14 protein-coding genes are annotated in these 17,332 nt (G+C 37.0%); 5 read left to right on the plus strand and 9 right to left on the minus strand.

What is annotated here, in order from left to right:
- Window positions 1–14 precede the first annotated feature (14 nt).
- The 5 genes from ACIGAM_RS00370 to ACIGAM_RS00390 form a co-directional block, all read right to left on the minus strand.
- A complete protein-coding gene (locus ACIGAM_RS00370; protein WP_028376539.1) occupies window positions 15–635 on the minus strand; it encodes a MarC family protein in 621 nt (206 codons plus the stop codon).
- A gap of 28 nt (window positions 636–663) precedes the next feature.
- Window positions 664–1,122 carry a hypothetical protein gene (locus ACIGAM_RS00375; RefSeq protein WP_396509499.1) on the minus strand — a complete coding sequence of 153 codons (459 nt, stop codon included), beginning with the start codon at window positions 1,120–1,122 and terminating at the stop codon, window positions 664–666.
- An 82-nt stretch (window positions 1,123–1,204) separates the two neighbouring features.
- Window positions 1,205–3,511 (minus strand): glycoside hydrolase family 65 protein, encoded by a 2,307-nt coding sequence (locus ACIGAM_RS00380; protein WP_396509500.1) that lies wholly within the window; start codon window positions 3,509–3,511, stop codon window positions 1,205–1,207.
- A 4-nt stretch (window positions 3,512–3,515) separates the two neighbouring features.
- The gene (gene pgmB / locus ACIGAM_RS00385; RefSeq protein WP_396509501.1) at window positions 3,516–4,172 is read right to left on the minus strand and encodes a beta-phosphoglucomutase; all 657 of its coding nucleotides are present in this window, start codon (window positions 4,170–4,172) and stop codon (window positions 3,516–3,518) included.
- Window positions 4,173–4,178: 6 nt separating this feature from the next.
- On the minus strand, window positions 4,179–5,222 hold the full coding sequence (locus ACIGAM_RS00390; protein ID WP_396509502.1) for a LacI family DNA-binding transcriptional regulator: 1,044 nt from the start codon (window positions 5,220–5,222) through the stop codon (window positions 4,179–4,181).
- A 159-nt stretch (window positions 5,223–5,381) separates the two neighbouring features.
- Between ACIGAM_RS00390 and ACIGAM_RS00395 the strand changes: the two genes are divergently transcribed.
- The 3 genes from ACIGAM_RS00395 to ACIGAM_RS00405 are packed head-to-tail and all read left to right on the plus strand — an operon-like array spanning window position 5,382 to window position 9,184.
- Window positions 5,382–6,929, plus strand: coding sequence for a glycoside hydrolase family 32 protein (locus ACIGAM_RS00395; RefSeq protein ID WP_396509503.1), 1,548 nt, complete (start codon window positions 5,382–5,384; stop codon window positions 6,927–6,929).
- A gap of 22 nt (window positions 6,930–6,951) precedes the next feature.
- Window positions 6,952–8,289 (plus strand): sugar porter family MFS transporter, encoded by a 1,338-nt coding sequence (locus ACIGAM_RS00400; protein ID WP_396509504.1) that lies wholly within the window; start codon window positions 6,952–6,954, stop codon window positions 8,287–8,289.
- A 1-nt stretch (window position 8,290) separates the two neighbouring features.
- On the plus strand, window positions 8,291–9,184 hold the full coding sequence (locus tag ACIGAM_RS00405; RefSeq protein ID WP_396509505.1) for a carbohydrate kinase: 894 nt from the start codon (window positions 8,291–8,293) through the stop codon (window positions 9,182–9,184).
- On the opposite strand, the gene ACIGAM_RS00410 is transcribed toward ACIGAM_RS00405, so the two are convergent.
- Complete coding sequence (locus ACIGAM_RS00410) at window positions 9,185–10,609, minus strand: pyridoxal phosphate-dependent decarboxylase family protein (RefSeq protein ID WP_396510073.1); 1,425 nt, start codon at window positions 10,607–10,609, stop codon at window positions 9,185–9,187. It lies immediately after the preceding gene.
- Window positions 10,610–10,804: 195 nt separating this feature from the next.
- On the opposite strand from ACIGAM_RS00410, the gene ACIGAM_RS00415 reads away from it, so the two are divergent.
- Together ACIGAM_RS00415 and ACIGAM_RS00420 are read left to right on the plus strand one after the other, a co-directional pair.
- Window positions 10,805–12,574 carry a TrkH family potassium uptake protein gene (locus ACIGAM_RS00415; RefSeq protein WP_396509506.1) on the plus strand — a complete coding sequence of 590 codons (1,770 nt, stop codon included), beginning with the start codon at window positions 10,805–10,807 and terminating at the stop codon, window positions 12,572–12,574.
- A gap of 13 nt (window positions 12,575–12,587) precedes the next feature.
- A complete protein-coding gene (locus tag ACIGAM_RS00420) occupies window positions 12,588–13,274 on the plus strand; it encodes a potassium channel family protein (RefSeq protein WP_396509507.1) in 687 nt (228 codons plus the stop codon).
- A gap of 80 nt (window positions 13,275–13,354) precedes the next feature.
- On the opposite strand, the gene ACIGAM_RS00425 is transcribed toward ACIGAM_RS00420, so the two are convergent.
- The 3 genes from ACIGAM_RS00425 to ACIGAM_RS00435 all read right to left on the minus strand — a co-directional run bounded on the left by ACIGAM_RS00425 (window position 13,355) and on the right by ACIGAM_RS00435 (window position 17,258).
- Window positions 13,355–14,089, minus strand: a complete 735-nt coding sequence (locus tag ACIGAM_RS00425; RefSeq protein ID WP_396509508.1) for an MIP/aquaporin family protein — start codon at window positions 14,087–14,089, stop codon at window positions 13,355–13,357.
- Window positions 14,090–14,101: 12 nt separating this feature from the next.
- Window positions 14,102–15,595, minus strand: a complete 1,494-nt coding sequence (gene glpK / locus ACIGAM_RS00430) for a glycerol kinase GlpK (protein ID WP_396509509.1) — start codon at window positions 15,593–15,595, stop codon at window positions 14,102–14,104.
- 67 nt (window positions 15,596–15,662) lie between these two features.
- Window positions 15,663–17,258 (minus strand): glycerol-3-phosphate dehydrogenase/oxidase, encoded by a 1,596-nt coding sequence (locus ACIGAM_RS00435; RefSeq protein WP_396509510.1) that lies wholly within the window; start codon window positions 17,256–17,258, stop codon window positions 15,663–15,665.
- Window positions 17,259–17,332: the final 74 nt, after the last annotated feature.

Raw genomic sequence — 17,332 nt, forward strand, 5'->3', positions numbered from 1 at the left:
AATTATTAACAACTTCAATTTAAAAAGTCAAACGTTAGTTTTAGACCTTGAATAACCATTGTAGTCCCTATAATAGCAATTATTAACCCCATTATTTTACCTATTACTGAAATTACATTATCTCCAATTTTAGCAGCAATAAAATCACTTAAGCTAAAGGTTATATAGGTAAGGACACACATTAACCCAAAAATTAAAATCACTAACCCTATATTTACATAGGTTGCGTTTGATGTAAAATTCATTGCAGTTACTATAGTCCCTGGCCCGGCAAGGATGGGTATCGCTAAAGGTGACACAGCAATATTCTCATCAAAATTAGTCTCTTTTAAATGCTTAACTCCAGACTTTCTTGACTGAAGCATATCAAACCCTACATAAAAAATAAGTAACCCACCAGTAATCTTAAAAGCAGGAATGGTGATACCAAAGAGTTGAAAAATAAATTTACCCAGCACCACAAACACTGCTATAATTATAAATGCAACAAGAATTGCTTTTTTATTAACCTTTTGTTTTTCAGCTTTGCTGGCACCCTCGGTTAAGGATAAAAATATAGGAATATTAGACAGCGGATTCATAATTGCAAAAAAGCCTGTAAATACCGAAATACAATACGTTAATAGGTCACTCATAATGCTATTTTTAAAATAGGTAAACCTATTATTTAATTTCTAAATTTAACTGTTTTCCTTCGGCCTGGGCTTTTTTATCTTTTTGCACACCTACAGCAATACCTATGGCCATACCTATAGGCAAGCCTATTCCTAAGAGTCCCATATTTCCTAAAGCCGCTCCAAAAGCAACACCTAAGGGAATCCCAAAAACCGACATTCCCAGAGCAAGCCAGAGGTTTCTGTAATGATTTTTAGGAACTATACCGGTTTCTTTCTTTACTACTTTTAATATATGCCCTTGAGAGGTTCTCAATAAACTATACAATTGCTTATCTGAATAATCTTTCCTATTAATATGATCTACTTCTTTATTTATAGATTGAATAACAAACTCCGGCAACTCCCTTTCATTTAAAACATCTAACAACTCTTTAAATGGAATGATTTGCTTTTTGTGTTTACCTTCTTCAGAGTTTGGTCTTGTATTTAGAGAGTTTATTTTCATCAGTAGAATTTAATTTAAATCTAACAAAAAACCCTGTAAATTGAATATTTACAGGGTTTTTCTAATATATTAATTCTAATTTTTAAACTTCAGTGGGCTGTCCTGAGCTTACTTTAACCTCTTTACCGTTAAGTAATATCGTTAAGTCTGAACCTTTATCTAAACTAAAGATCTGCTTTCCTTTAGATACCGCAACTTTTAAAATCTGCCCTCTAAAATTTAATTTAAATGAAAAACCGTCCCACGCAGTGGGCATTTTAGGGTCAAATGATAACATGTCATTCTTAATTCGCATACCTCCAAAACCTTCTACAACACTCATCCACGTGCCGGCCATACTGGTAATATGTAAACCTTCGTGCACTTCTTTGTTATAATCATCAAGATCAAGACGTGAGGTTCTCAAATAAAACTCATAAGCCTGGTCCATCTGATCTAATTTTGCAGCTTGTATCGCGTGTACGCAAGGGCTTAGTGACGATTCATGAACGGTAAAAGGCTCGTAGAAGTCAAAGTGTTTTTTAAGTTCCTCTTGCGTAAAGTGATCTTCAAAAACATAAAAACCTTGTAATGTGTCTGCCTGTTTGATATAAGGTGATCTCAAAATACGATCCCAACTCCATTTTTGATTTATAGGCCGTTCAGATTTTGAAAGATCTGCAACGGTAACTAATTCTTTATCTAAGAAACCATCTTGTTGTAGGTAGATTCCATTTTCTTCTGAAAAGGGTAAATACATTTTTTCAGAAACGTCTGTCCATGTATTTAACTCTTCATTAGATACGCTTGTCTTTTCTGCAATTCTTTTGTAATCTGAGCTATACTCTTTAGACACTTTTTTAACCTGCTCTGCGGCATATTTTAGACACCACTTCGCAAGGTAATTTGTATAAAAATTATTATTTACATTATTCTCGTACTCGTTAGGACCGGTAACCCCTAGTATCACAAACTGCTCTTTCTTAGCAGACCATGTAGCGCGTTGTTTCCAGAAACGAGCTACAGCGATAATTACCTCTAGACCTTTTTCTGGAATGTAATTATAATCTCCTGTGTAGCGTACATAATTGCTTATTGCAAAAATCATAGCTCCGTTACGGTGTATCTCTTCAAAAGTAATTTCCCACTCATTATGACACTCTTCCCCGTTCATAGTTACCATAGGATACAGCGCCGCACCATCTTTAAAGCCAAGTTTTTGTGCGTTTTCTATCGCTTTTTCAAGATGCTGGTAACGGTAGGTTAACAGGTTACGCGCAACTTGCTGGTCTTTTGTTGCCATATAAAAAGGAAGGCAATATGCTTCTGTATCCCAATAGGTTGAACCCCCATATTTCTCACCGGTAAAGCCTTTAGGCCCTATATTAAGACGTGCATCTTTACCTAAATAGGTTTGATTTAATTGAAATATATTAAATCGAATTCCCTGCTGTGCTTTTACATCACCGTCTATCACAATGTCTGCCATAGACCAGATTTCTGCCCAGTCTTCTTTTTGCTTAGTAAGTAAGTTTTTAAATCCTTTATCTAATGCAATATCTAATACAGCCGCTGCTGCACTCTTGAGTGAATCTTTATCGTGATTTAAAGAAGTGATATATCCCGCATATTTCTGAATTGCAAAAGCCTCACCTTCGCGAATATCAGTCTCATAAACGTGACCTATATACGTTTCGGTCTTGTTAGTTTTGAGGGTCAATGAAATCTCTTTCCCGTCTACCGTAAATGTGTTTGACATTGCGGTACACACGTGAAAAAGCGTTTTCATTGTATGTGCGGTAATAAATGCCTTATTACCTTGTTCCTCTACACTTAATGTATTCCAGAATTTATCATCCCAGTTTGTATCTTCATTAGTAATACCGCTATCTAAATACGGTTCATAACTAATACTCACATCTTTATTTAATGGAGTTACTTCATAATTTATAGCTCCTAATTCATCATGTTCCAGACTTAAAAAGCGTTTTGAATTCACTTTTAAATGGGTTCCATTTTGAAGTTCTGCCTCAAAGCTTCTGCCTAGCCAACCTTCTTTCATATTAAGCTCGCGTTTGAAGTCTTTAACACTTTTTACAGTGTTAAGATCTAAAGACTCACCGTCTACAAGAACTTTTATACCTATCCAGCTGGGTGCATTTAGCACTTTAGCAAAGTACTCAGGATACCCATTTTTCCACCAGCCTACTCGTGTTTTGTCTGGGTAATAAACACCACCTATATAGCTTCCCTGAAAAGTTTTTCCACTATATTCTTCTTCAAAATTAGCACGTTGCCCCATGGCTCCGTTACCAATACTAAATAAGCTTTCTGACGATTTTACATGCTCTTTTTCAAATCCTTCTTCTAAAATTGCCCACGGTGCGGGTATGATATAATCTTGATTCATGGTATTAAGCGTTGATTAGTTGGTCTAAAAATTGGTTGTTTATTTCGGTAAAATCTTTAAATATATAGTCTGCTTCGTGTAGCGTTGCTGCATCACCTATTCCTACACTCACCATATTTACTCTATTTGCGGCTTGTATTCCGGCAATAGAATCTTCAAATACAATAGTGTCTTTAAAATCTATCTCAAGTTCTTCTGCTCCCATAGTAAATACCTCAGGATCTGGTTTAGCCTTTTCTACATGGTTACCATCTACAATAAAATCAAACATATCGTAAAGCCCTACACGTTTTAGAATAGGCTGTGCATTTTTGCTTGCCGAACCTAAAGCCATTGGAATATTTTTTTCTTTTAAATAGTTGAGTACTTCTAAGACTCCGGGTAAAATATCGGCTTTGGTCATTTTTTCTATATACCCTAAATATTCTGCATTTTTAGAAGTTAACCAACCATCTTTTTCCTCCTGAGTGGCTTTTCTATTTCCTATTTCAAGTAATATTTCTAAAGAGCGTACACGGCTTACACCTTTAAAACGCTCATTCTGTTCTTCAGTAAATTTAAAACCCAGGTCATTTGCGAGTGATTTCCACGCTAAATAATGAAAGCCTGCGGTATCTACGATCACACCATCAAGATCGAATATAAATCCTTTTTTACTCATTCTAATTTATCGGTTTAATTTGCGTGTAGATTCTCGTTCTACAAGACTTGTATCTATATAAGCGGTATCATAAACTTCATTTTCCGTTTCTTCACGCTCTAACTTTTCAATAAGTATTGCTGCTGCTTTGCGTCCCATTTCTTCTCCATGTTGACTCACTGCTGTTAAACTTGGAATCATATTCTCAGACAATTGACCATCTGTGAAACAAACAATAGATACATCTTCAGGAATTTTCTTTCCTAGTTTAGTCAACACGCGTGTTGCATGAACAGCGAAGAATTCATTAACAGTAAAAATTCCATCAAGTTCATTATTAGTAACAAACTCTTCTATACGTTTTTTTGATTCTTCAGTAAGGTCATCTATATTGTCTAGCTTCAGTATTAAATCGTCATTAGCTTCAATACCAAAATCATCAAGAGCATCCAGATATCCTTCAGTACGTAACCTTCCTACACTTATATAATCTTCAGAAGTGATAATTCCTATTTTACGACAACCACTGCGTACCATATGGGTAACTCCTTTTTTAGCTCCCGCTTTATCATCTATTAATACACGATCGCAAGCAATACCTTCAACAACGCGGTCAAACATTACAACAGGCATGCCCTGTTCAATAACCTCATTTAAGTGATGATAATCTTCTTTAAGCATAGTTTCTTTAGAAATAGAAAGTATAAAACCATCTGTACTTCCATTTGCCAGAAGCTCCATATTCTCAACTTCCTTATCAAAACCATTATTAGATAAACAAATAATCACATTATAATTACGATCACGTGCCTCTTGCTCGATACCACTAATCACCGTAGTAAAAAAATGATGTACAATTTGTGGTATGATAACACCAATGGTATTAGTTCTTCTATTTTTTAAGCTTAATGCTATATTGTTAGGCTTATAGTTATATAACTTAGCGTAAGCTTTAATTTTCTCACGGGTTTCTTCGCTTATTTCGGGGCTATCTCTCAATGCTTTAGAAACAGTAGAAATAGATACTCCAAGTTCTTTAGCTATAAGTTTGAGGGTCAGTTTTCTTTTCATAATTCAAATCCTAATATAATTTATATTCGATTTTATCTTTTTATTGTACTAAATTTAAGAATTCTGCAAAATTAACTAACTAAATCGATTAAGTTATCTTAAATTTTATTAATTTTCCAACGTTTTCTCCATTATATATGACTTATAAAACATCTCATATTGAAAGATATAGCCATAATAACAACCTTGATTCTTGTCCTTATTTCCTGTAAAGAAGAAAAGAAGCCCATTTCAAAGCCTAAAGATACTACAGACATGACATATTACGAAAATTTTCGCCCACAATATCATTTTTCTCCAGAAGCACATTGGATGAATGACCCTAACGGACTTGTTTACAATAACGGAACGTATCATTTATATTTTCAGTATCATCCTGAGTCTTCTGTTTGGGGACCTATGCACTGGGGCCACGCAACCAGTAAAAATCTAAAAGACTGGAATAATGAACCTGTAGCTCTGGTACCAGACTCTCTAGGATATATATTTTCAGGAAGTGCGGTTGTAGATTCTTTAAACACATCTGGTCTTGGGACTCTAGAAAACCCTCCTCTTGTAGCGATGTTTACCTATCACGAGCCAAAAGGTGCCGAGGCTAAAACAACAAATTATCAATATCAGGGAATCGCCTACAGTCTAGATAACGGACAAACTTTTACTAAATACGAAGGCAACCCGGTAGTGCCTAACACAGAAAACCTGGTAGATTTTAGAGACCCAAAAGTTTTTTGGGATAAGGAAACTCAAAAATGGATTTTAATCCTCGTTGCCGGCGATTACGCTATGTTTTATAATTCAGACAATTTAATTGATTGGACATATCTTAGTGAGTTTGGTAGAGATAGAGGCGCGCACGGTGGGGTTTGGGAATGCCCAGATCTTTTTCCTTTAACAGTTGCTGAAACCGGAGAGACTAAATGGGTTCTATTTATTAGTATTAATCCCGGTGCACCTAATGGAGGTTCGGGAACTCAATATTTCATTGGCGAATTTGATGGTAAAACATTTACTTCAGAACAAAAAGAGGAGAAATGGATTGATCTGGGACGTGATAACTACGCAGGTATTACCTATAATAACCTACCCGAAGATCAACGTATTTTTATAGGGTGGATGAGTAACTGGGAGTACGGACAGGAAACGCCCACAGAAGCCTGGAGAAGTGCTATGACGCTTCCGCGGAAACTAGAATTACATAAAACAGATGATTATTACCTATCTAATAATCCACTTTCAGATTTTACGGAAGGTTTAGAAGTTTTGACTCCACAAACCAAATTAGAATCAGAAGTTCTCTCTTTTACAGACAGTTCTCTACATCAATCTAAAATCTATTTTGAGGTGCCAAAACCAGTAGTAGATTTTGAACTGGAATTAAGCAATACAAAAAGAGAACAATTGACGGTTACTTTTGATGCAACTTCTCTTGAGTATACCTTAGATCGAAGCAAAAGTGGCCAGACTTCATTTTCAGAAAAATTTGCTATGCCCCCTATGAAAGCTCCAGCGATTTTTAACAATGATCAAATTGCTGAATTTTCTATATATCTGGATGCTTCATCTATAGAGTTTTTTGGAGATGGTGGTATGAACGCACTTACAGCTCAATTTTTTCCTAATGAACCATACACAAAGTTTAAACTAAAAACCAAAGCAGCGATTTCAAATTTAAGCATTACCCCTATACCCAGTATCTGGCAGAAATAGTTACTCAATAAAAAATACTTAAATGAAAGCAGTACAAAAATGGTCAATCACTGTAGCCTTAGCGGGATTTCTATTTGGCTTTGATACCGTAGTTATATCTGGAGCTAACTTGCCCGTTAGACAGTTATGGGACCTTTCTCCTCTTTTTCACGGTTTATTCATAATGTCAATGGCCTTATGGGGTACGGTTTTAGGTTCACTTACTGGTGGTATTCCGTGCGATCGTTTTGGAAGGAAAAAAACCTTATTATGGATTGGTGTTTTATACTTAGTCTCTGCTGTAGGTTCTGCCCTATCGCCAGACCCTTATCTATTTTCTTTTTTTAGATTTATAGGTGGTGTGGGTGTGGGTGCTTCATCTGTGGCAGCTCCTACCTATATTTCTGAAATTTCTACAGCATCAAATCGTGGTAAACTAGTTGCCTTATATCAATTCAATATCGTTTTTGGTATTCTTATCGCATTCTTTTCCAACTATCTTTTAGAGGGTTTTCAGGGGGCAAATGACTGGCGCTGGATGCTAGGTGTAGAAGGAATCCCTGCAATACTTTACATTTTACTGGTTTTGGGAGTTCCTGAAAGTCCGCGATGGTTATTACATAAACGAAAAGACGAGAAAGCAGCTTTTGAAATTCTCAATCGCGTGTATCCTGTTGACGAAGTTCAACACAAAATAGATACTATAAAAACTGAACTTGCCAAGACTTCAGATGATGTAACCCTATTTACTAAACGCTACAAAAAACCACTTATACTGGCATTCTTAATTGCGTTTTTTAATCAAGTTTCAGGCATTAATTTCATATTGTATTATGCACCAGAAATATTAGTAAAAGCCGGTCTAGCTACAGAAGACTCTTTATTTAATTCTATTTCTATAGGTGTTATTAATCTCATATTTACATTTGTGGGCGTAGGCTTAATAGACCGCCTGGGTAGACGTACGCTTATGTTTATAGGCTCTATTGGCTATATTATAAGTTTAGCAACCGTTGCGTGGTGTTTTTACACAGGAGCAAATTCCTCTATACTTTTAGCTTTTATATTAATGTTTATTGCCTCACACGCTATAGCGCAGGGAGCTGTAATCTGGGTTTTTATATCTGAGATTTTTCCCAATAAAGTACGCGCCTACGGTCAATCCTGGGGTACCGGCACACACTGGGTATTTGCTGCACTAATAACCCTGCTCACACCTGTTTTTCTAGATAGTGAGGATGGTATATTTAAAGATAACCCATGGCCTATATTTGCGTTTTTTGCAGGTATGATGGTCTTACAATTGTTATTTACCAAGTTTATGATGCCCGAAACAAAGGGTATTTCGTTAGAAGAATTAGAAGATAAATTATTAGGTTAAGATGAAAGAGTCAATTAAAGCAATAAGTTTTGGAGAAATATTATGGGATGTATTTCCTGACGGAAAGTCGTTAGGGGGTGCGCCGCTTAATCTATGTCTAAGATTGCAAAGTCTGGGCGTTTCTATGCAAATGATTAGCAGGTTAGGTACAGATGGTCTCGCTGAAGAAACACGTTCTGCTATTGATAAATTTGAACTTAATCAAGATTTAATACAAGAAGATGATGATCTTGAAACCGGGCAGGTACTGGTATCTTTAGATGATCAAGGAAGTGCTTCTTACAAAATTAAAAGTCCTGTTGCCTGGGATACAATAAAACTTACCGAAGCAAATCAAGAAGCCGTGGCCCATGCAGACTTGTTTATTTTTGGATCTCTAGCTGCCCGTAATGAAGTTTCAAGAAACACCCTTAAAGAGCTACTTCCTCAAAGCAAATTTGCCATTTTTGACGTAAATCTGAGAAAACCGCATTACAAATTAGATCATATTGTCCAGTTTATGAAGCAGGCGCAACTAATTAAAATGAATGATGAAGAATTAGCTGAAATAGTAACTCATCTTGAAATCAAAAGTTCGGTTATGGAAGATCAACTGGCAGCCATAAGCAAACATACTAATACCCAACTTATTTGTGTAACCTGTGGCGACGCAGGAGCTGTACTTTATAAAAATGGCCAAATGTTTTCTCATACCGGCTATAGCACAACTGTAGTAGACACCGTAGGTGCAGGAGATTCTTTTTTAGCCGGGTTAATAAGCCAACTTTTTAGAGAAGAAAACACTCCAGATGATGCGCTTGCCTTTGCCTGTGCATTAGGCGCACTAGTCGCCGGTAAAAAAGGAGCTAACTCAAAAATCTCAAAAGAAGAAATTCTTCAGAAAATGGCAGAATAACTATTCTGCCATTTTCTCGCACAGCGCAATAGTTTCTTCTACATGTGCCAACGTGGTTCTGGGATTAATCAAACACATTCTTAAAACTGTTTGACCATTTAAAATTGTAGTGACTAGCATCGCCTCACGAGAATCAACTACTTTTTCTGAAATTTTAGAGTTTAAATTATCAAGTTCAGCTTCAGTTAAATTGCGGTCTATAGGATTGTATCTGAAATTGATAATCGCCAATGTGGCAGGAGATACCACTTCCCACTTTTTACTTTTCCTGAGAATACTTTCTACTTTTTCGCACAAATCAAAATTGTATTGCACCGCTTCCCGAAACGCTTTGAGGCCAAAGGTTTTAATACTCATATAAAACTTAAGAGCTCTAAATCGTCTGGTAAGTTGTATCCCGTGATCGTAAAAGTTAATTTCTGAACTGTTTCCTTCTACATCCTTTAAATATTCGGGCTTTTCAGTAAAAGTACCACTCAGCCATTTATGATTACGCACCAGTAAACATCCCATTTCGTACGGCTGGTAAAACCACTTATGCGGATCAACGGTAAGCGAATCTGCCTTATCTATACCTTTTAAAAGTTGCTTGCCGTTTTTTGCTAAAATTGCCGCTCCGCCGTAGGCGCCATCAACGTGAAACCAAAGGTCTTCGCTTTTTGCAATCGCTCCTAACTCGGGGAGTTGATCTACCGTACCGGTATTTGTTGTACCTGCAGATGCTAATAAACAAAAAGGCTGTAACCCCGCAAGACGATCTTTATTAATCGCATTTTTCAGTTTATTTAAGCTAAACTTAAACTCACCGTCTGTAGGGATAAGACGTATCTGATCTTTTCTAAAACCTATTACGCGTATCGCTTTTATATTTGAAGAGTGAGCCTGGTCTGAAAGGTAAATAACCGCTTTAGAAAAATCGTCACCACATTTGATATTACGGGCGGTTACCAGCGCAGTTAAATTTGCCATAGAACCCCCACTGGTAAATATACCGCCACCCCTTTTCTGCGGAAAACCATACAAATCAAGAAGCCAGTTTACAGTTAAGATTTCTAACTCAGCAGCAGCGGGAGAAGCAATCCACCCACCAGAAAAAACATTAAACCCTGTAGCTAAAGCATCTGCAATAGCGCTTACATAGTTACTGGGCCCGGGAACGAAAGAGAAAAACTTAGGGTGACTTAATAAATTAGTATAAGGCATAACCTTCTCCATCACCGTATCTAATACAGCATCTACTGGGGTTGAATGCTCAGGAATTGATTCTCCCAATAAAGAATCCATCTCTTTACGTGTAGCTAACGACACCGGTTTTTTATCTTCCTGTCCTAAATGATGTGCAATTATAGAATCAATAACTTTATAACCATACTGGCGCATTTCTGCTTCAGACAATTCTAATCGTGCTTCTGGATTGGCTTTCATCATTTATATTTTTTGCAAAACTAGTTGTTTAAATAACTACTAGAAAAATATCCTTCATAAGAAGTCTTAAAATAATAATGTTTGCCGATATCGAAGTAGTTGTGATATCCTTTGTTTTATAAAATAATTAAAGATCTAGAAAACAACAGTACTTAAGATTGCTCTAACTTTACCACATAATTTAATCAATTGGGTTTGAAAGATAGCATATCCAAATTTCTGTCATTATCTACTTTATTTCGTTCTGCTTTTGTTCTAAGCCTTATTGGGGTTTTTGCATTTATAATTGATTTTGGTTACGAGCAGTCTTATCAGATTCAAAATTTCTTAAATGCCTATTACCTTGTAATTCTCTTTGTAGGTATTGCTGTGACGTTAGTGCGCTATTTTACCTTTTCTAAAAAACTAAGCACTCAGGTAATCGTATTTGATGCCCTGTCAATTCTATTCACAATTTATGTAATTGGTATTCATTTTTTTTCGCAAGAAGCATACAGACACCTCAGCTTTTTGTACAATGACAATTGGATTAAAGTTGCCATCTTACTCACTTTTATAAGAGAATTTGCCGAGCAGCGCCTCAATTACAGGCGTAACTACCTTAACCCTGCACAATTATTTATTGTAAGTTTTATTGGTATTATTTTATTTGGAACGCTACTGCTCAAGTTACCCAACGCAACTTACGATGGAATTTCATTTTTAGACGCCCTGTTCACCTCAACCAGTGCAGTCTGCGTTACCGGTCTAATCGTAGTAGACACCGGCAGTTATTTCACTCCTTTTGGTCAACACATCATTGTTTTCCTCATTCAATTAGGGGGGCTGGGGATACTTACATTTGCGAGTTATTTTAGCTATTTTTTTAAAGGGGTAACCTCTTTTGAAAATCAGGTTGTTTTAAGTGATATGACTAATTCTCAGAAAATAGGCGAAGTATTTTCTACCTTAAAACGCATCTTAATTATAACATTTTCTATAGAAGCTATTGGTGCGTTAATCATTTTTTCAAGTTTAGAAGTTAAACACATACCCGAGTTTTTTGACCGGGTATTTTTTGCAGTTTTCCACGCGGTTTCTGCTTTTTGTAATGCCGGTTTTTCTACACTTTCTAATGGCATTTATGATCTAGATTACCGCTATAATTATGTAATGCAGCTTACCTTAATTGGCCTCTTTATTTTTGGAGGACTAGGTTTTCCTATCGTAATCAATGTGATTAAATATTTAAAGTACAAAATTATAAGTCCGCTTTTATTGGGTCGCACAAAAACAACGATTTACAAACCCTGGGTTTTAAGTCTCAATAGTCGTATTACCTTAATCACCACAGGAAGTTTAATGGCAATAGGCACGGTTATATTCTTCTTCAATGAGTATAATAACACCTTAGTAGAGCATAGAGGATTAGGGAAATTTTTCACTGCTTTTTTTGGGGCGACTACCCCGCGTACGGCCGGGTTCAACACCTTAGACATGAACCAGCTTCACTTTTCTACACTCATGATGATATTCTTTCTCATGTGGGTAGGAGCCTCTCCCGCATCAACTGGTGGTGGTATAAAAACAAGTACGTTTGCCATTGCAACCCTTAACTTTTTTAGTCTGGCGAAAGGAAAAACGCGTATCGAAGTGTACCGCAGAGAGATTGCTGATATTTCGGTGCGCAGGGCTTTTGCAATTATTTCGCTTTCACTGGTTGTAATAGGTTTTGCAGTGATCTCAATTGCTGCTTTTGACCCCGAGAAAACCTTACTCAGCATCGCTTTTGAATGCTTTTCTGCTTACAGTACTGTGGGTTTAAGTTTAGGAATCACCGCTACATTAACCGCTGCAAGTAAAGGAGTTTTAATTATCGTGATGTTTATAGGTAGAGTAAGTATGCTTACGATTATGATTGCGCTTTTTAGAAAAATAAAATACAAAGACTATCGCTATCCTACGGAAGAAATTTTGATGAATTAAACAGGTTTAGATTATGAAATATATCATTTTAGGATTAGGAAATTTTGGAGCTTCTTTAGCCGAAAAATTAACAGCTTCAGGAAACGAGGTTATAGGTATCGACATTAAAATGAATCGTGTTGACGCTTTAAAGGAGAAAATAACACATACTATTTGTCTTGATGCCACAGACGAATCTACTGTAACCGGCTTACCTCTTAAAGATACTGATATTGTTATTGTTGCCGTAGGCGAAAATCAAGGTGTGAATGTAATGATCACCGCATTATTTAAAAACTTGGGCGTAAAAAGATTAATAAGCAGAGCAGTGAACTCCCTTCACGAGAATGTTTTAAATGCAATAGGGGTTGATGAGATTGTACATCCCGAGCAGGAAAGCGCCGAACGCTGGGCAAAAAAATTGTGTATGCGGGGTGTTGTTGATTCGTTTGAACTCAATGAATATTTTAGCATTGTAGAGATTAAACTGCCTTCTCGTTATGAAAATAAAACAATTGAAGATGTAAAGTTTAGAGAGCGTTATAATCTACTGGTACTAACAACAATAAAAAATGCACACGTTCCTACTAATATAGGCAAACGCAAAACCATTATAGATGTACAGAGTGTCGCTACGCCTCATTTACTTCTTGAAAAAGATGATATACTTGTGCTATACGGCTCAAATAAAGACATCAAGAAATTTGTAAGCTCAAAATAGTGCCTAAAACATAAAACAAAATGTTTCCGAAGAAGAATAAAAACACCTCCGGAAACGTATTTTACTTATAAGGTTTTAAGTTATTTTTTCAATACCATAAAAAGCAACGCCGCAAATACTGCTCCTATAATGGGCCCAACAACCGGAATCCACGAATAGCTCCAGTTACTATCTATTTTTCCTTTGATAGGTAATAATGCATGAACAATACGCGGACCTAAATCACGTGCAGGATTAATAGCATAGCCGGTGGTACCTCCTAAAGAAAGGCCTATTCCCCAAACAACAAATGCAACTGGGATAGCGCCTATAGACCCTAAACCTACTTTAGTTCCTGCACCATCATTAATCTCGGCTTCAGAGAAATAAAACACACAGACTAACAAAACAAAGGTTCCAATAATCTCACTTATTATATTTCTAAATTTATTAGGAATTGCAGGTGCTGTACAAAAAACTGCACGCTTCAGACCACCATCTTCTGTGGCATCAAAGTGATCTTTATACATCACATAAACGAGTGATGACCCTATCATGGCACCTATAAACTCTGCTGCAATATATGTGGGTACATCTGCCCAAGGAAATAAGCCACTTACAGCCAATCCTATAGTAACTGCTGGATTTAAATGAGCGCCGCTATAAGGGCCGGCAACTACCACACCTACAAAAACTGCAAGTCCCCAGGCTGTAGTGATTCCCATCCAGCCGCTACCGTGACCTATGGTTTTATTTAAAATATCATTAGCAACTATCCCACCTCCTAAAAGAATGAGTAGTCCTGTACCTAGAATTTCTGCTATAAAAGGAGTCATAAATATAAGATGTTATAGGGTTGTCCAATATTCTAAAGCCTTAATTGCACGATACCAACCTTTGATACCTTCTTCAATTTTTGCTTTGTCTTTTTTAGGTTCAAAACGTTTATCCTCTTCCCACATCTCTTGTATTTGCTCTTTACTATCCCAGAATCCCACTGCAAGACCAGCAAGATAAGCTGCTCCTAAGGCAGTGGTCTCAGTAATTTTAGGTCGTATTGTAATTGAGTCTAAAACATCTGCCTGAAATTGCATGAGTGTATTATTTATAGAGGCACCACCGTCTACACGCAGTTCTTTTATTTCTATCCCCGAATCTGCGTGCATGGCTTTAAGAATATCCATTGTTTGATACGCAATTGCTTCAATTGAAGCTCTGGCTATGTGTGCATCTGTTGTACCTCTTGTGATCCCAAATATGGTTCCTTTCCCTTTTTGATTCCAGTAGGGTGCACCCATCCCTGCAAAAGCAGGAATAAAGTAAACGCCTTCTGTAGATTCTACAGAACCGGCTAATTGCTCAACATCCTCAGATTTTTTAATTATTCCCAGACCATCACGTAACCACTGCACAACAGCTCCTCCTATAAAAATACTTCCCTCTAAAGCATATTCTGTTTTACCTCCTATGCGCCAGGCTACAGTAGTTAACAGGTTATTTTTAGAAAGTATGGGTTTATCACCTATATTCATCAACATAAAACACCCGGTACCGTAAGTACTTTTTACCATTCCCTTTTTAGTACACATTTGACCGAACAACGCTGCCATTTGATCACCTGCAATACCAGCAATAGGGATTTTTGAAGCAAAAACTGTTGTTTTAGTATGACCATAAATCTCGCTACTGTCTTTAACCTCAGGAAGCATACTTTTAGGGATATCAAAAAGCTCTAGAAGCTCATCATCCCATTCCATCGTATTGATATTAAAAAGTAGCGTTCTACAAGCATTAGTAGCATCGGTAACGTGGAGCTCTCCTTTAGTAAATTTCCAGATAATCCAGGTATCTATCGTACCTAATACGAGATCTCCAGCTTCAGCTTTCTCACGTGCTCCTTCTACGTTATCAAGTATCCATTTAACTTTTGTCCCAGAAAAATAGGAGTCTATAACGAGACCGGTTTTCTCCTGAATCATTTCAGTCTTACCGTCTTTCTTTAAGCTATCGCAATAGTCTGCAGTACGCTTATCTTGCCAAACAATAGCATTGTATACGGGTTCCCCGGTTTTACGGTCCCAGACGACAACGGTTTCCCGTTGATTTGTAATACCTATTCCTGCTATATTTTTTCCATTCAACCCTTTAGAAACAGTAGCTTCCGCAGCGACCCCTGCTTGAGTAGACCAGATCTCCTGAGGATCGTGTTCTACCCATCCCGGCTTTGGAAAATATTGCGTAAACTCCTTTTGAGCTACTGAAACAATTTTCCCTTTCTTATCGAAAACGATTGCGCGAGAACTCGTAGTTCCCTGATCAAGGGCTAAAATATACTGGTCCATACTATACTGGTTTTATTGGTTATAAAAGCACCTCAATTTAATAAATTAAGGTGCTGGGTTGATTATATTATATTGAAACTGCGCTATTACTTATACAATAATGATTTGCCAGTTTCGTAAAAGCCTCTATTTGATTTTGTTTCCAGGCCTCGTCTTTATTTAATTCCTCAGCAATTAGAGTCGCAACTTCTGCAGTCATCTCTTTTGCGGCCTCTGCATCGAGAAATAAAGCTCTAACGCGTCTTGCAAGTACATCTTCTACGGTACGTGCCATTTCATTACGCACTGCCCATACAATTTCTGCCTTGCAAAAAGGTAATCTTGAATGTAGCTTTTGACCCAGGCTAGCATCTGCTGCTATTAGTGCTGCAATACCTTTTTGATCTGTGCCATAAATATATAAATGATTCTCGCGATCGTGAGTAGGCATTGCACCATGAATCGAGAGATTTGAAGTCTGGCAAGCTTTTTTCGGAAGTTTTTTAAGTGCAATGGCCTTATTAATGGTGTCCTGAGCCATACGTCTATAGGTTGTCCACTTTCCTCCGGTTATCGTAAGTAAACCTGATTCTGAAACAATAATCTTGTGACTTCTTGATATTTCTTTAGTCTTTTCTGAATTGTCTTTAGGAGCCGCAAGCGGACGTAAACCTGCAAAAATACTACGCACATCAGAACGCTTAACAGGCTTATCGAGATAATTATTAAATGTTTTGAGTATAAATTCTATCTCCTGCTCTTGCGCCTGAGGCTCTAAGCTATGATCATCAAGATTTGTATCTGTAGTCCCTACAAGTACTTTATCGTGCCACGGCACTGCAAATAAAACCCTTCCATCATCTGTCTTAGGAATCATTATTGCGTCGTCTCCCGGTAAAAATGATTTGTCAAAAACTAAATGCACACCCTGACTTGGCACTATAGATTTTCGGGCATCACTTTTCTGCATTTTTAAAATCTCATCAGAAAAAACGCCTGTAGCGTTAATAACCAAATCACTTGAAAAAGAATATGGCTTATTAGTTTCAACATCTTGCGCTTCAACCCCAATTATTTTCCCTGAAGGATTCTGTATTAAATCGGTTACTTTAAAATGATTTAAAAGTGTTGCCCCTTTCTCAATTGCCGTTTGAGCCAGATTTATGGCTAAGCGTGAATCATCAAACTGACCATCTTTGTAAACCACACCTCCGTACAATCCCTTCTGGCGTAAGGTTGAAAGACGTTCTACCGTTTTTGTTTTATTAATATGTGTAGATTTTCCCAGACTTAATTTACCCGCTAGAAAATCATAAGCTTTTAAACCTATTGTATAATAAATACCCTCCCACCAGCGGTAATTAGGTATTACAAAACTTTGGTTTTTTACTAAATGCGGTGCATTTTGCTCCAGCAATCCACGCTCATGCAATGCTTCTTTAACAAGGTCTATATTCCCTTGTGCGAGATACCGCACACCACCGTGCACTAATTTCGTACTTCGGCTTGAAGTACCTTTTGCATAATCTACCTGCTCAAGCAATAGGGTTTTGTATCCGCGGGTTACACTATCTAAAGCCACTCCTAAACCTGTTGCGCCACCACCTACGATGATTACATCCCACTTATTAGTTAGTGATAAATCATTAATTATGCGATTGCGGCTAAAAATATTCTCCTCCATTTGTGTTTTACTAGTGTTGATCTTAACAAAGATAAATATATTGAAATAAAACGAATGTGAACGAAAGTTAAAGT

This window comes from Leeuwenhoekiella sp. NPDC079379 (assembly GCF_044542075.1).
In the GTDB taxonomy this organism is placed as follows: domain Bacteria; phylum Bacteroidota; class Bacteroidia; order Flavobacteriales; family Flavobacteriaceae; genus Leeuwenhoekiella.

What these genes read in the sequence shown, in the direction of transcription:
- ACIGAM_RS00390 (WP_396509502.1), bottom strand. Translation starts at nt 5,222, where the DNA reads ATGAAAAGAAAACTGACCCTCAAACTTATAGCTAAAGAACTTGGAGTA.
- ACIGAM_RS00370 (WP_028376539.1), bottom strand. Translation starts at nt 635, where the DNA reads ATGAGTGACCTATTAACGTATTGTATTTCGGTATTTACAGGCTTTTTT.
- ACIGAM_RS00380 (WP_396509500.1), bottom strand. Translation starts at nt 3,511, where the DNA reads ATGAATCAAGATTATATCATACCCGCACCGTGGGCAATTTTAGAAGAA.
- pgmB (WP_396509501.1), bottom strand. Translation starts at nt 4,172, where the DNA reads ATGAGTAAAAAAGGATTTATATTCGATCTTGATGGTGTGATCGTAGAT.
- ACIGAM_RS00435 (WP_396509510.1), bottom strand. Translation starts at nt 17,258, where the DNA reads ATGGAGGAGAATATTTTTAGCCGCAATCGCATAATTAATGATTTATCA.
- ACIGAM_RS00375 (WP_396509499.1), bottom strand. Translation starts at nt 1,122, where the DNA reads ATGAAAATAAACTCTCTAAATACAAGACCAAACTCTGAAGAAGGTAAA.
- ACIGAM_RS00425 (WP_396509508.1), bottom strand. Translation starts at nt 14,089, where the DNA reads ATGACTCCTTTTATAGCAGAAATTCTAGGTACAGGACTACTCATTCTT.
- ACIGAM_RS00405 (WP_396509505.1), top strand. Translation starts at nt 8,291, where the DNA reads ATGAAAGAGTCAATTAAAGCAATAAGTTTTGGAGAAATATTATGGGAT.
- ACIGAM_RS00410 (WP_396510073.1), bottom strand. Translation starts at nt 10,609, where the DNA reads ATGAAAGCCAATCCAGAAGCACGATTAGAATTGTCTGAAGCAGAAATG.
- ACIGAM_RS00400 (WP_396509504.1), top strand. Translation starts at nt 6,952, where the DNA reads ATGAAAGCAGTACAAAAATGGTCAATCACTGTAGCCTTAGCGGGATTT.
- ACIGAM_RS00420 (WP_396509507.1), top strand. Translation starts at nt 12,588, where the DNA reads ATGAAATATATCATTTTAGGATTAGGAAATTTTGGAGCTTCTTTAGCC.
- glpK (WP_396509509.1), bottom strand. Translation starts at nt 15,595, where the DNA reads ATGGACCAGTATATTTTAGCCCTTGATCAGGGAACTACGAGTTCTCGC.